This window comes from Chryseobacterium sp. CCNWLW53, assembly GCF_037083525.1.
Classification (GTDB): domain Bacteria; phylum Bacteroidota; class Bacteroidia; order Flavobacteriales; family Weeksellaceae; genus Chryseobacterium; species Chryseobacterium lathyri.
Genome location: NZ_JBAOJR010000001.1, coordinates 87486 through 101124, shown reverse-complemented (window position 1 = coordinate 101124; position 13639 = coordinate 87486). Strand labels below are relative to the sequence as shown.

Annotated in this window: 13 protein-coding genes; 2 read left to right on the top strand and 11 right to left on the bottom strand. The window is 36.4% G+C overall.

From position 1 onward, the window contains the following. Positions 1-20: 20 nt before the first annotated feature. Positions 21-1169: an N-acetyl-alpha-D-glucosaminyl L-malate synthase BshA gene (gene bshA / locus V6R96_RS00475; RefSeq protein WP_111957246.1), complete on the bottom strand. Its 1149-nt coding sequence runs from the start codon at positions 1167-1169 to the stop codon at positions 21-23. 4 nt (positions 1170-1173) lie between these two features. Further along, positions 1174-2901, bottom strand: coding sequence for a glycoside hydrolase family 3 N-terminal domain-containing protein (locus V6R96_RS00470; RefSeq protein ID WP_336377679.1), 1728 nt, complete (start codon positions 2899-2901; stop codon positions 1174-1176). 115 nt (positions 2902-3016) lie between these two features. Between V6R96_RS00470 and V6R96_RS00465 the strand changes: the two genes are divergently transcribed. Then, positions 3017-3571 (top strand): hypothetical protein, encoded by a 555-nt coding sequence (locus V6R96_RS00465; protein ID WP_111957250.1) that lies wholly within the window; start codon positions 3017-3019, stop codon positions 3569-3571. Positions 3572-3909: 338 nt separating this feature from the next. Here V6R96_RS00465 and ribA read toward each other — a convergent pair whose 3' ends face one another. The 8 genes from ribA to V6R96_RS00425 form a co-directional block, all read right to left on the bottom strand. Further along, positions 3910-4506: a GTP cyclohydrolase II gene (gene ribA, locus V6R96_RS00460; RefSeq protein ID WP_111957252.1), complete on the bottom strand. Its 597-nt coding sequence runs from the start codon at positions 4504-4506 to the stop codon at positions 3910-3912. A gap of 17 nt (positions 4507-4523) precedes the next feature. Beyond that, positions 4524-4982: a hypothetical protein gene (locus V6R96_RS00455; protein ID WP_111957253.1), complete on the bottom strand. Its 459-nt coding sequence runs from the start codon at positions 4980-4982 to the stop codon at positions 4524-4526. Continuing rightward, positions 4979-5593, bottom strand: coding sequence for a DUF4254 domain-containing protein (locus V6R96_RS00450; RefSeq protein ID WP_111957254.1), 615 nt, complete (start codon positions 5591-5593; stop codon positions 4979-4981). The genes V6R96_RS00455 and V6R96_RS00450 overlap by 4 nt, the downstream gene beginning before the upstream one ends. Before the next feature lie 15 nt (positions 5594-5608). Further along, positions 5609-5821 carry a twin-arginine translocase TatA/TatE family subunit gene (locus V6R96_RS00445; protein WP_111957255.1) on the bottom strand — a complete coding sequence of 71 codons (213 nt, stop codon included), beginning with the start codon at positions 5819-5821 and terminating at the stop codon, positions 5609-5611. Positions 5822-5852: 31 nt separating this feature from the next. Beyond that, complete coding sequence (locus V6R96_RS00440) at positions 5853-7415, bottom strand: peptidoglycan DD-metalloendopeptidase family protein (protein ID WP_111957256.1); 1563 nt, start codon at positions 7413-7415, stop codon at positions 5853-5855. Next, positions 7412-8254: a DUF4292 domain-containing protein gene (locus V6R96_RS00435; RefSeq protein ID WP_336377678.1), complete on the bottom strand. Its 843-nt coding sequence runs from the start codon at positions 8252-8254 to the stop codon at positions 7412-7414. Before V6R96_RS00435 ends, V6R96_RS00440 begins: the two co-directional genes overlap by 4 nt. 109 nt (positions 8255-8363) lie before the next feature. Then, positions 8364-9380: a sugar phosphate nucleotidyltransferase gene (locus V6R96_RS00430; protein WP_111957258.1), complete on the bottom strand. Its 1017-nt coding sequence runs from the start codon at positions 9378-9380 to the stop codon at positions 8364-8366. A gap of 155 nt (positions 9381-9535) precedes the next feature. Further along, entirely contained in the window at positions 9536-10957 is a 1422-nt protein-coding gene (locus V6R96_RS00425; protein WP_111957259.1) for a lipopolysaccharide biosynthesis protein, read from the bottom strand. A 212-nt stretch (positions 10958-11169) separates the two neighbouring features. Here V6R96_RS00425 and V6R96_RS00420 point away from each other — a divergent pair, with 212 nt between their 5' ends. After that, positions 11170-12507: a dihydroorotase gene (locus tag V6R96_RS00420; protein ID WP_336377677.1), complete on the top strand. Its 1338-nt coding sequence runs from the start codon at positions 11170-11172 to the stop codon at positions 12505-12507. A 229-nt stretch (positions 12508-12736) separates the two neighbouring features. Here the strand turns inward: V6R96_RS00420 and V6R96_RS00415 are convergent, their stop codons facing one another. Beyond that, positions 12737-13633, bottom strand: coding sequence for an AraC family transcriptional regulator (locus tag V6R96_RS00415; protein ID WP_111957261.1), 897 nt, complete (start codon positions 13631-13633; stop codon positions 12737-12739). Positions 13634-13639 lie beyond the last annotated feature (6 nt).

The window sequence follows — 13639 nt, the reverse complement described above, 5'->3', positions numbered from 1 at the left end:
CGATAAATATAATAGAAATATTATACTTTCGCCGGCTCTTTTTTGAAATTTTCTATAGTCGTTCTGTACATTTCTTCATATATAGGAAGAATGTTTTTCAAATCGAATTTTATAGCCTGATCTTTCGCATTTTTTTTCATTTTGGTTAAAAGCTCATCATTGCTTAGTAGCTTGATGGTGTAATTGCTCATTGCCTCTACATTTCCAATTTCAGCCAGAAATCCTGTTTCACCCTGTATATTTACTTCAGGAATTCCGCCCGCATTGGAGCTGATTACAGGGGTGTAAGCTGCCATTGCCTCAAGAGCTGCCAGACCGAAACTTTCCTGCTCGGAAGGAAGTAAAAATACATCAGACAGCTGCAGAATCTTATACAGATCATTCACTTTTCCTAATAAGCGGATTTTTGAAATAAGCTCAGGATTTTCTTCTAAAAACTGATTCACTTTTTCCATATCCGGTCCTTCACCGATGATGATCAGTTTTGATTTTACTTTTTTCTCAACGCTCTTAAATATCTGCAATACTTCCTCTACACGCTTTACAGGACGAAGATTGGAAACATGGATCAGAATTTTTTCGTCCGGATTGGCAAACTGGGTTCTCTGGCATTCTGTGCAGTCATCAAATTCAGAATTATCAATAAAATTGGTAATCACCTGTATTTCTTTCTTGATATTGAAAAACTGCAGGGTGTCCTTTTTCAGGCTTTCAGAAACCGAAGTAATAGCGTCTGACTGGTTGATGGAAAATTCTACGGCATGTTTATAGCTTGGATGCTGTCCCACAAGAGTAATATCTGTTCCGTGCAGCGTAGTTACCAATGGAATATCATTATTATCCTCCTTCAGCATCTGCTTGGCAGTAAATGCAGCGTAGGCATATGGAATGGCATAATGAGCGTGTAACAGGTCAAGCTTATAAAGGTTCACTACACGATAGATCATCGAACTTAGCGCAATATCATAAGGCTGATATTGGAAAAGCGGATAGGTCTGTACATTCACTCTGTGAAAGAAAATGTTCGGGTTGGTAATGTCTAGTCTTGCAGGGAGCGCAGAACTTATAAAATGGACTTCATAGCCCTTATTGGCCAGGGACATTCCCAGTTCTGTTGCTACGATTCCGCTTCCCCCGTATGTTGGATAGCAAAGTATGCCTATTTTCATTAGATTATTGTTGTTTTGATGTTGTAAAAACTGTGGTATTTGAAGCTGAAGCCGGAACACTATCGATCCCCATGCCTGCTTTCAGTTGATCATTGACCAGAACAGGCAGCCTGCCCCATATTTTTGTTTTTCCGTTCAGAGCATTGGCTGCGGCCGTCATAGAGTCGTCATTATTTTCATAGGCGACAAGAACGGTAGATACTTTTGTAATATCAATGTCTTTTAAAGCATAAGCGCTTCCGAAAACACTTAAAATAACTTTTTGATTTTTGGTAAGATCAGCAAGAACTTTCTTAGATTCTGCCGAAATTTTATAAGGTTTATACGCTGTTGAATTATCCTTGTGAAATCCTACGATTACGGTAGAACCTGCAGGAATTGTATTAATCTCATTTGCTTTTTTGATCATGACAGTTGATCCCAGCTGATTAGCGAAAGTCTGATAAGGTGCTTCTTCCAGCGGAACATAATAAATCTGTTTTCCAGTAACAGGAAGCAGTTTTTGATCATCTTTTAATAAAGTAAGTGCATTGGCATAAAGATTTTGTACCAATGTTTTGTGAGAATCATTGTTCAGGTCGTTGTTGATATTTGCGGGATTTTTCGGAGTGTATTGGTTAAGCCCCAAAAAATATTTTGTAAGTAAAATTTTCTTGACACTTTCTTCCACTCTTGATTGTGGAATTTCACCGTTCTCAATAGCTTTCTGAATTAATTTTTTTCCTTCCGAAACTCCCTGAGAGAAAAGCATGATGTCATTTCCAGCTTTAAAAGCAAGTGCATCCAGTTGCCCCGGCTTATATTTATTAGCTACAGCACCCATGTTCAGCGCATCGGTAATGATTAAACCTTTGTAGCCCAGTTTATCTTTTAATACGCCTGTAATAATGTTTTTAGAAACCGAAGCAGGAATTCCTTTGCCGGATTCAAGGCTCGGCACATATAAGTGAGCTACCATCACACCACCGATTCCTTTGTCCATTAAAGCTTTAAAAGGAGCCAATTCAACAGTATTTAATCTTTCTAAGCTATGCGAAACTACAGGCAGATCCAAGTGAGAATCTGTACTGGTATCGCCATGTCCCGGGAAATGTTTGATAGCGGCAAGAATCGTATTATCCTGAAGACCGTTGGAATAAGATAATGCAGAACTGATCACATTATCTACTTCTGAACCGAAACTTCTGTTTCCGATAATAGGATTATCCGGATTGGTATTTACATCAACAACCGGTGCGAAATCCCAGTTGATCCCCATTCTGTGGCAATCTTCTGCTATCTTGGCGGACATCTGGTAAATAAGGTTCTTATCCTGTATTGCTCCTAGGGTCATCGCCCATGGAAATTTATGTGCTGTGGCAATTCTTTGGAACAAGCCCCATTCTGCATCCATCCCGATCATCATCGGAATTTTTGATTTCTGCTGGAATTCATTAACCAGGTTGATTTCTCTGGCAGCGTCGTCCTGCATTAAGATTAATCCTCCGATCTTATCATTAACCACAATATTTCTGATCTGGTTAATATAGTCTTCACCTTTATTCGTATAAAGAGCTACAATAAACAGCTGCCCCAACTTTTCATCCTGAGAAAGTGATCTGTAGGTTTTATTCACCCAGTGATGAGCTTTTTTCAGGTCTTCTTCGGAAATGTTTTTGGGCTGGTACTGAGCTTGGGCTGTAAAGCTTATTAATGAAAAAATAAATAGGGAAGTATATAACAATTTCTTCATGATCTTTTGAATAAGAACAAAAATACAATTAAAAAAATGATGAAAACAAAGTTTTTGCAATTTTTGGTATATGATTTGAATACGCTTTATAAATAATAACTAAACTTTTCTAAAAATGAAAAAAATACTTCTCTTTTTATTCCTGGGTGCTGTAGGTTTTACTGCTTATAGCTGCGACAATGATGATGATGTTGTACAGGCTGTTGATTATGATACAATTTCACAAATGAAAGATATTACAGGTTCTTTTTCAAGTAGTGGTAACTACACTATTTCTCAAGGACTTAATATTCCAAGTACAGATGTGGTTTTAGTCTATAGATTGGTTTCTGGCAATGTTTGGCAGCAAATTCCAAAATCTGTTTACATACCAGATGTAGCTGGTAAGCCGACAAATAGAGTATTTGATTACAATTTTGTTTTTAATGCTCAAAATGTAGAGATTAGAATTGATGACGAGAATTTTAATCTGCCAACAGATCTTACATCTGGCGAGATTGCTACCTATTTAAATAATCAGACTTTTAGAATTGTACTTGTTCCTGCTAGCGCGACAGGTGTTGGTGGTGCAAAAAATAAACAAGCGGCTGTAGATTACAGTGATTACAACGCAGTAGTTAAGTATTACAATCTTGATGACACTAAAGTGCAAACTATCAAAGTGAATTAATTTAAGAAATATCTTTTCAGTTTTTTATAATTATTAAAAAAGCTCCGGGAGAAATTCCGGAGCTTTTGTTGTATTTTAACCCGAGTTCAGGGTAAAGTGATTTTTTTAATGTTGTCAAGAAGGAAGCCTGGAGTATGAAATTGTTGGAGAGAAAACATAATATAGGATAGTTGTATTATTTAAACTACCTCGAGTTCGGGAAAGTATCCTTGTCAAGGTTTAAAACCTTGACAAGGATCTCGCCTTACTCTTCATCTATCAGTCGTATTATTAATTTTCTTAACCAAAGGAATTTGTTATGAAAAAAGCTTCAGAATTTTCTGAAGCTTTGTTTTTTATTAGTTATCATTGTCATCCAGAAGATGGCCAAAGAAATCTTTTTTTGTTTTTAAATAGCCCTTACTCATCTCATTGGCAGGAATCTGTAGAGGAATCCTGGAATTGAGGTTAATATTGCTGTTTACCACATATTTTACCTTTTCTGGGTTGTTGGTCAGAAGGTTAATATCTTTTACCTCTAAAAGATTAAGGATTTCAATAGCTACTCCAAAGTTTCTGTCATCAGCGGGAAGTCCCAGTTGCAGGTTAGCCTGTACTGTATCAAGACCTTTTTCCTGCAATGAATATGCTTTGAGTTTGTTGATGATCCCGATATTTCTTCCTTCCTGACGAAGATAAACAATAATCCCTCCGTGGTCATGGGTATATTTCATTGCGGCATCCAGTTGCTGTCCGCATTCACATTTTTTTGAATGGAAAACTTCTCCGGTAATGCATTCGGAATGGAAACGTACGTTCACCGGTTTTGAAAAATCTGTATTTTCTGCTACGATGGCCATATGTGGCATCCAGTCGTTTTCGTTTTCGGAGAAAGCGATCATTCGGAAAGAGCCGTGCTCCGTAGGAACATTGGCTTCTGCCTGAATTTTAATCATTAATAATGGTTCGTTTTTTAATTTCCTTTTAAAGAATCTTCGATTACAGAAATATTGGTTTTTAGACGGACTAGATATCTGTTAAGAACTTCATCATCATCTTTGCCAAGCTGCTGTCTAAGTTTCTGAATTTTCTTGTATGATTTTTCGAAGCTTTTAATGGCTCTGCTTTTTCCCGGCGAATTGTTGGCATCAATGGCATATAAATAATTCTGAAGGCTGTATTTCAAGCTTGTGACTTCATCATTCAAACTGTTATTCTTAAACTTTGGAAAAGTAGAAATCAGATTTGAAATTTCAGAAGCGTTTACATTTTCTTTGATATTGATATCAAAGCCTTTTTTTGCCCCTCTGTCGGAATCAGAACCCTTAGTTTCGCTATAAAAATTATTTGACAACGGGGAAAGATTAAGCTTCTCCGTTGCGCAGGAAGTTATGATTAATAGTAGTACTCCAAAAAAAAATAGTTTTCTCATTTCTGTTGCCCCTTTTGATAAAGGATCGGGTTAAGACTATCATCGTTATACATTTTCATTTGTTTGTATACTTTCATCTTAACATTACCGCATTCAATATCAGTAAGCAACTGATTAATAGAAGTTGACAGGTCTTCTTTCTGAGTAAGCAGTACATCCAGTTTAGCCTGGCAGTTGGCACGGTGCTCTTCAGAAGCGGATTCCCTATTGGCCTCTAATGACATATGATAAACCTTTAATGCAAGAATTGATAATCTGTCTACAGCCCAAGCGGGTGTTTCTGTATTGATTTTTGCATCAGGTTTGGGAGTTATATTTTCAAACTTTGTAAGGAACCAGCTGTCGATAAATTCTACCAGATCTGTTCTTTTCTGGTTGGATGCATCTATTGTTCTCTTCAGTTGAAGAGCTTCAGCAGGATCAATATTTTCATCTCTAATAATATCTTCCAAATGCCATTGAACGGTATCAATCCAGTTCTTTGCATACAAAATCCGTTCCAAACTGTCTTTTTCGAAAGGGTTATTAATTAGAGTGTTAACGTCATCGGACACGTGATAATCTTCAATAGATTGATTGAAGACTTTCCATGCAGTCTCAGTAAAATTCATTATTGCTGAAGAATTTTAGTTGCTGGGAGTATTATTGTTGGTAGAAGAGGTTTTGTTTTCAGAACCTGGTTTGTCTTCTTCCTTCACCGCATCTTTAAATTCTTTGATTCCTGAACCAACTCCTCTCATTAATTCCGGAATTTTCTTTCCTCCAAACAGCAATACCAAAAGTATAGCTACGATAAGGATGTGCTGCCAAGATAAGGCAAGTATTGTTAGTGTGTTCATCTCTTAAGATTTTTGCAAAGTTACGCTTTTTTTAATATGAAATCCAACCTAATGGATCAACTGGCGTATTTCCGTTCCATACCTGGAAGTCAAGGGTATAAGAACCGTCGAAATCCTGAGCTACCGTACCTACAGGAGTGCCGGAAGAAACCTGCTGTCCTTTGGATACACTTACGCTTCCCAAGTTGGAGTAGATCGTAAAATAGTTTCCGTGTTTTACCATTACAGTTTTGGTTCCGTCACTATTTGCCAATACTGAAGAGACTGATCCCGGATATACAGATTTTGCACGGGTGCCGGATGGAACTGATATTTTAATCCCTGTATTTTCCTCAACAATATTTTTGAAAACCGGGTGTGGCTGTCTTCCGAATCGGTGGGTAACCTGTCCCGCTCTGTCTGCAGGATATCCAAGTCTTCCTCTGCTGTCTGCAAAACTGCTTCCCGGAGTTGTAGTCACTCCATAGCTGGTCATTGCTTTAGTTTCAGCGGCCTTTTTCTCTTCTTCTTTTTTCTTGTTCAGTGCGGCTTCTGCAGCTCTTGCGGCAACAAGTTTATCTGTGGCTTCTTTTGCTCTTGCGTTAGCTTCATCAGATGCTTTTTTCGCGGCCACTCTTCTGGCTTCATCTTTTGCACTGGCTTCTGCTCTTGCAGCCTCTTCATTACGTTTTTTCTCTTCTTCAGCTCTTTTAGCGGCTAGATCTGCGGCTTTTTTTGCTTCAATTTCTGCCAGTTTTCTTTCTCTTTCAAGAGCTTCAGCTCTGGCTTTTGCCTCTGCTTCAATTCTGGCTTTTTCTCTTTCCGCAATTATTTTAGCCATACGAATTTTTTCAGCTTCCGCTTTTCTTCTGGCTTCTTCTTCCGCTTTTGCTATTCTGATTTCTTCTGCGATGATAGCTCTGATCTGCCCTTCTAATGCCTTAGACTGAACCTGCTTCTGCTTAAGTTCCACAGTAAGCTTGGCTTCGTTTTTCTTGAAATCTGCCAGCAATTGTTCTTTCTGTGCTCTTTCTGCATTAATGGTTGCCAGATCTTTCTGCTGGTTAGCCAGAAGATTTTCTTTCTCTCTTGCAGAGTTCTGTTTCTGTGCGATTGATTTTTTAATCTGTGCGGCTGCATTGCTTATTTCTGCAGCTTTTTTATCCTGATAGTCCGCGTACTGTTTCAGGTACTGAACTCTTCTGATGGCTTCACCCAAGTTTTTGGATGAAAGAATAAAGGTTACTTTGTTCTGTACCCCTTTGTTTTTGTATGCATTGACAAGAACTTCAGCATAATTTTTTCTGAGAACTGCCAGTTCTTTATTTTGACGGTTGATTTCCAGCTGACGCAGATAGATCTCATCTTCAATAAATCTTTTTTCTTTCTGAGTGTTGGTATATACCTTCTCTCTTAAAGTTAGTTTTTTATTGACATTATTAAGATAGGCGACTGAAAGTTTAGATTCAGTTCTGGTTTTTGCCAGGTCTGTATTTATCTGTACAATTTGTTTTTTAAGATCGGCATTCTGTTTCTGAAGCTGTTCCTTGTTCTGCTGTCCCTGATGCAGGCCGAACAGTAGAATACCTATTAAAAAGCTAAATTTTTTAATCATTTAATCTCAATTTTCTTATAACTGGATGGTACAGAATAAGCTGTTTCCATCCTCGAAAAGTCAAATTTCGTGTTTTCCAGTAAAATTTGGCTAGATTTTGAACCTTTTATAATTATTTTAACATTTTTTGGAAGGCGGATTCCATTGTATTCATCCCAGTTGCTGTAAGAGATTTCCAATTCATCAGGAGATAAAACATCCTTTAAATTCACACTCAGCAGATCATAATTGGTATCATACTGAAGCTCAATTTTGTACTCTCTGGTTTTTTGGTCCGTGACAATTTTCTGATTGGTATTGGAAACCATTTTAAAGCCCTGCATGTTTTTGGTGAGGGTATATTGGGAATCACTAATCTTCACAAAAGTTCTTCCCATCAGTATTTTTTCCAGCGATTTGTAATCGATGAAATTTACATTCAGCAAATTATTTAAATAATCAAAATCTGAATCGATGTAAGTCTTGCTGGTTTTGTCTTGCCCTTTGATCCCTTCAGGCGTAGCGATACCTCTTGCTACGGTAAATAAAAATGCCTGAAGATTCATCCATACTTTTTTATCATTTTCAATATAAATGACAGCATCAAGGGTTGGGATAAAGTTTCCGGTTTCCACATTGACTTTACTGTTGATTTTGATCTGATCAAATTTCGGCGGAAGAAGGACATGCTCATAGAAAGTAAGTTTGTCTCTCACCGGCTCATTGGCATCTTTGGGATTTCTGTTGTCTTCTGCTATGACGGTACTATCCTGATTGCTGCCATTGTTTTTAGCTGCATTTCTTGTTTTACAGGATGATAGGGTAAGCAACAGGAGAAGTATCGGGATCCAGTTTTTCATGTATTTTGTCTTTCGATTAAAAAAAATACGCTGCAATATTAACGCCAAACCACACAACAGATGTTATGTGGTTTGGATGTATCTTATTTTATATTAATTATTTCTGATCTTATTTAGATAAAAAATCTAAAACTGAGTAGTCACCCAAAGAGATCTCTCTGGAAACTCCAAAGTACTGCGCAGAATTTCCAATCATTGAGTTGGAAAGATTCCCGTGGTTGATTCTTGTGTTTTCCTGGATCAGAGAATTTTCAATATTGGAATTGACGATGATCGTATTATTTCCCAGTGAAACGCCGGGACCAATCTTTGAGTTGGAAATTTGTACGTTTTCACCGATAAAACAAGGCTGAATGATTAATGAATTCTCAATAACTGCTGATGCAGGATGGTTAAGCATTGCTTCTCTTTCATACTCAAGGATTTTGCTGTTGGTTTCTACGGTAGCATTTTTGTTTCCGCAGTCCATCCAGTCATTCACTTTTCCTAAAGTGAATTTTGCTCCTTTTGCTCTAAGGTTTTCCAATGCTGTTGTCAACTGGTATTCGCCACCGTTTTTTATATTATTATCCATAATATAATTGATCTCGTTCATCAGTTTTTCAGCACTGTTGAAGTAATAAATACCGATAATAGCAAGATCTGAAACGAAAGTTTGAGGTTTTTCAACAAAGTCGGTAATAAAACCGTAATTATCTAATTTTACCACTCCGAAAGCTGAAGGATCTTCAACGCTTTTTACCCAGATCACCCCATCCGAATTTTTATCCAGCTGGAAATCTGCACGGAAAAGAGTATCTGCAAAAGCAATTACCACATCTCCCTGCATAGAGTCCTCTGCACATTTAATAGCATGTGCTGTTCCAAGTGGGTCATTCTGGTAATATATACTGCCTTTTGCTCCCAGTTTTTCGGCTATCTGAAGAAGAGATTTTTCAATCTCCGGCCCGAAATCCCCGATGATAAATGCTACTTCTTCAATTTTTTCACCTGCCACCTTAGCAATATCTTCTACCAGTCTTTGTACGATGGGTTTCCCAGCAATCGGGATAAGAGGTTTTGGAACTGTCAGTGTATGTGGACGTAATCTGGAACCACGTCCAGCCATAGGAACAATTATTTTCATAAATGATATGACAATGTTTATTTATTATTTTGTTATTTTGATTAGGCTAAAGATAATCATTAAAATCATTGCTGATCGTAATAATTATCATCTTTATTAATCTTCTGTTTAATTTTTTTAAAAGAACTCAATAGTATCAAATTAGAGGCCATAAATTAGTTTTTCCTGATTCTTGATAACAGCAGATCTTTTTCTGAATATATCAGGATACCTGCATAAATAAGGAATAAAAGGTTTCCGATCCAGAAATTGTAATCGAATAATTCCACAATTATATAACTGAAAACCGCTAACAGGATAATGAAAAATGATATTTTTTTCATTCTGTAAGGAATAGGGTAGTATTTTTGGCCTAAAAAATAGGAAAGAACCATCATGATAAAATAAGCGGCCAGAGTTACCCAGGCAGATACCATGAAACCATATTTTTTTAGAAATAAAAAATTTAAAGCAATAGTAATAACTGCACCGGTCCAGGAAATATAAGTTCCAACTCTTGTTCTGTCCGTTACTTTATACCAAGTAGAAAGATTATAATAAATTCCGAAGAATAAATTGGCAATTACAATGATGGGAATGATATTGATAGCAATCCAATAACTGCTATTGGGAACTAATAACAGTTTTATCCATGAAACATTGGCAATAATTCCTAAAGCAACTACGGACGCAAAAAACGAAAAGTATTCAGTGACTTTTGCATACGTGAGTTTAGCATTTTCATTCTGCATTTGTTTAAAGAAGAAAGGCTCAATTCCCATTCTGTAGGCCGTAACAAAAAGAGTCATAAGAACAGCCATTTTATAGCAGCCTCCATAAGCTCCCGCTTCAGCATCATTAATGATAAATTTCTGAATAAACTTATCAAAGTTTTCATTCACCATGAAGGCTAACCCTGCTATCATTACCGGCCAGGAATACTTAATCATTTGAAGGAAGAGGTCTCTTGAAAACTGAAACTTCACCTTTAAAATAATGGGTAATACAAGTAAAAATCCTAAACCACTTGCAGCTAAATTACTGAAGAAAGGGTAGGCAACTTTTTCTTTTAAACCTAATTTAAATGAAAATTCCTGCGGAATATAAAGGAATAACGCAATTGCGAAAATACTCTGGAAAACAGCCTGTATCACTCGGATAGCAGTATATTTTATGGGTTTATTATGAAACCTGAACCACGCCAGAGGAATAACGAGAAGGTTATCAAAGAAAGCAATCCATGCAAACCATTTGATAAATTCAGGCGTTTTTTCATATCCGAAAACATTGGCAATTGGTTGATTAAACAGTAAAACGAGGATTAAAAAAACAGTTGATAGTCCTGTCAAAAACCAAAATGATGTGTTGAAAACTTTCTGCTCATTATCCTTATCAGATGAGAATCTGAAGTAGGCAGTTTCAAAGCCAAAGGAAAGAACAATGTTTACAAATGAAATTAATGCGTAAAGATTGGTAAATATTGCAAAATCGCTGTTGTTGATATTTTTAATGAACAAATAATTAAGCAATACTACAATTATCCTCGGCATAATGGCCCCAATTCCATATATAATTGTCTCGTTGAGAAGTTTTTTCAATGTGTGAAATTTTTATGCAAATGTAAATATTTAGAAATTGATTTATAATCAGCGACATTAAAATTCATTCATAAACCTTAATTTTGTTTTTTGTAGATGTTAGATATTAGAAGTTAGAAATTAGTGATTGCAGTTTACCAATCACTTATAATTTTCTGACTTAAAAATTTTCTGACATCTCTAACTTCTAACATCTAATTTCTAAACTAAAAATGAAGACCCTAATCAAGAATGTAAAGATTGTGAACGAAGGTAAGATCTTCGAAAGCGATATCTTAATAGAAAATGACCTGATTTCTAAAATAAACCCCAATATTTCTGAGGGAGCAGATCGGATCATTGACGGTTCCGGAAAATATCTTCTGCCAGGCGTAATAGACGATCAGGTTCATTTCAGGGATCCGGGACTGACGCACAAAGGAGATATTGAAACTGAATCCAGAGCTGCCATTGCCGGAGGAGTTACAAGCTTTATAGACCAGCCAAATACAGTTCCTAATGCTGTTACTCAGGAATTATTGGCAGATAAGTATGAAATCGGGGCTCAAAAAGCATACGCTAACTATGGTTTTATGATGGGCGGAACAAATGATAACCTGGAGGAAGTTTTAAAAACAAATCCCAGAAATGTTCCGGGGATTAAATTATTTTTAGGTTCTTCTACGGGAAATATGCTCGTAGACAATCCTGAAACACTGGAGAATATCTTTGGAAGCACAAAAATGCTGATTGCTGTTCACTGTGAAGATGAAGCGACAATCAAAGCCAATACCCAGAAATATATTGACGAATACGGGGAGGATATTCCTGTAAAATTCCATCACCTGATCAGAAGTGAGGAAGCGTGTTATAAATCTTCTTCCAAAGCAATTGAATTGGCGGAAAAAACAGGAGCAAGACTTCACGTATTCCATCTTTCAACAGCAAAAGAGATGGAGCTGTTCAGAAATGATATTCCTTTAAAAGATAAAAAAATTACAGCTGAGGTGTGTGTCCATCACCTTACATTTACCAATGAAGATTATGAAACAAAAGGGGGATTAATTAAATGGAACCCGGCAGTAAAAACTCAAAAAGATAAAGACGGACTTTGGGAAGCATTGCTGGATGACAGAATAGATGTCATTGCCACGGATCACGCCCCTCATACCTGGGAAGAAAAACAGAATGTATATACAAAATGTCCTTCCGGTGCACCTTTGGTACAGCATTCGTTACCGGTAATGCTGGAAAATTATCACTCCGGAAAAATTTCTTTGGAAAAGATTGTTGAAAAGATGTGCCACAATCCGGCAATACTTTTCAGAATTGAGAAAAGAGGTTTTGTAAGAGAAGGATATAAAGCAGATCTTGTTTTGGTTGATTTAAATGCGGACTGGACTGTAGCTAAAGACAATCTTCTTTACAAATGTGGTTGGAGCCCGCTGGAAGGAATGAATTTACACTCTAAAGTGACGCAGACTTTTGTTAATGGGCATCTTGCCTATGATTATGGAAAGATCACGGAAGAAAAGTTAGGGGAGCGATTGCTTTTTGAAGTTCAGGAATAAATTGAAATAAAATTTTCACAATAATTATAAATAGGAACGGGCTTTAGCCCGTTTTTTTAATTTGAAAAGTCAAAGTGGCTTTAGCCAAAACTTATTCATAAAAAGACTGCAAACCAGCAGTCTTTTTATGTTTTTTTCTCTCGCAGATTTTGCAGATAAAGTAGATTTCTTAATGCAATCATCTGCTGAATTCGTTCTATCTGTGAGAGTTTATTCTTTGAAATTAAATTTAATTAAAAGATTGTCGGAATTCCAAAGGCGACATTTTGGTTTTCTTTTTAAAAAGTGTACTAAAAGATTGAGAATGTTCAAAACCTAAAATATAAGCAATCTCACTTACAGAAAGATCGGTGTTTGAAAGCTTTTCTTTTGCTTTATTAATCAGCTTTTCATGAATATGCTGCTGTGTATTCTGTCCGGTATGAATTCTCAGAAAATCACTCAGATAATTGGGAGAAAGATTCATCGATTCTGCAATCTGATGTACGGTTAAAAGTCCCTTTTCTGCTGATTGTTCATCATCAAAATAATTATTCAGAAAACGCTCAAATTTTACCAATAACTGATGATTATTATTTTTCCGGGTGATAAACTGTCGCTCGTAAAAACGGTTGGAATAGCTGAGAAGCAGCTCAATTTGAGATAAAATAATTTCCTGTGTATGTCTGTCGATATACTGACATTCTTCATCGATTTTCTGTAAAATTTCGATCAAATTATTTTCTTCATCTTCAGATAAATGTAATGCTTCATTCACAGCATAAGAGAAAAAGCCGAAACCTGAAATTGTATTTGCCAAAGGATGTTTCAGTAAAAAATCTTCATGGAAAATTAATAAGTATCCTGAACCACATTCCATATTCTGCAAATCTAAATAATGGACTTGATTGGGCGCTGTAAAGCTTAAGACTCCTTTGTCATAATCATAATGCTGCTGTCCGTATCTTATTTTTCCTTTCACTTCTCTTTTTAAAGCCACACAATAAAATCTGTTAACAAAACCCTTCCAGACTTCATCTTCCAAAAAAATACTTTCGGATAAATTGATAACACTTACTAAAGGATGCTTTGGTTCAGGCAACGAAAGTAACCGGTGAAATGCTGAAATCGAAGAAATTGTATTCATCAGTGT

Excerpts from the sequence above, each read along its gene's own strand:
- V6R96_RS00430 (WP_111957258.1), bottom strand. The coding sequence starts at position 9,380 with ATGAAAATAATTGTTCCTATGGCTGGACGTGGTTCCAGATTACGTCCA.
- V6R96_RS00450 (WP_111957254.1), bottom strand. The coding sequence starts at position 5,593 with ATGAATTTTACTGAGACTGCATGGAAAGTCTTCAATCAATCTATTGAA.
- V6R96_RS00420 (WP_336377677.1), top strand. The coding sequence starts at position 11,170 with ATGAAGACCCTAATCAAGAATGTAAAGATTGTGAACGAAGGTAAGATC.
- V6R96_RS00445 (WP_111957255.1), bottom strand. The coding sequence starts at position 5,821 with ATGAACACACTAACAATACTTGCCTTATCTTGGCAGCACATCCTTATC.
- ribA (WP_111957252.1), bottom strand. The coding sequence starts at position 4,506 with ATGATTAAAATTCAGGCAGAAGCCAATGTTCCTACGGAGCACGGCTCT.
- V6R96_RS00465 (WP_111957250.1), top strand. The coding sequence starts at position 3,017 with ATGAAAAAAATACTTCTCTTTTTATTCCTGGGTGCTGTAGGTTTTACT.
- bshA (WP_111957246.1), bottom strand. The coding sequence starts at position 1,169 with ATGAAAATAGGCATACTTTGCTATCCAACATACGGGGGAAGCGGAATC.
- V6R96_RS00440 (WP_111957256.1), bottom strand. The coding sequence starts at position 7,415 with ATGATTAAAAAATTTAGCTTTTTAATAGGTATTCTACTGTTCGGCCTG.
- V6R96_RS00435 (WP_336377678.1), bottom strand. The coding sequence starts at position 8,254 with ATGAAAAACTGGATCCCGATACTTCTCCTGTTGCTTACCCTATCATCC.
- V6R96_RS00455 (WP_111957253.1), bottom strand. The coding sequence starts at position 4,982 with ATGAGAAAACTATTTTTTTTTGGAGTACTACTATTAATCATAACTTCC.
- V6R96_RS00415 (WP_111957261.1), bottom strand. The coding sequence starts at position 13,633 with ATGAATACAATTTCTTCGATTTCAGCATTTCACCGGTTACTTTCGTTG.
- V6R96_RS00470 (WP_336377679.1), bottom strand. The coding sequence starts at position 2,901 with ATGAAGAAATTGTTATATACTTCCCTATTTATTTTTTCATTAATAAGC.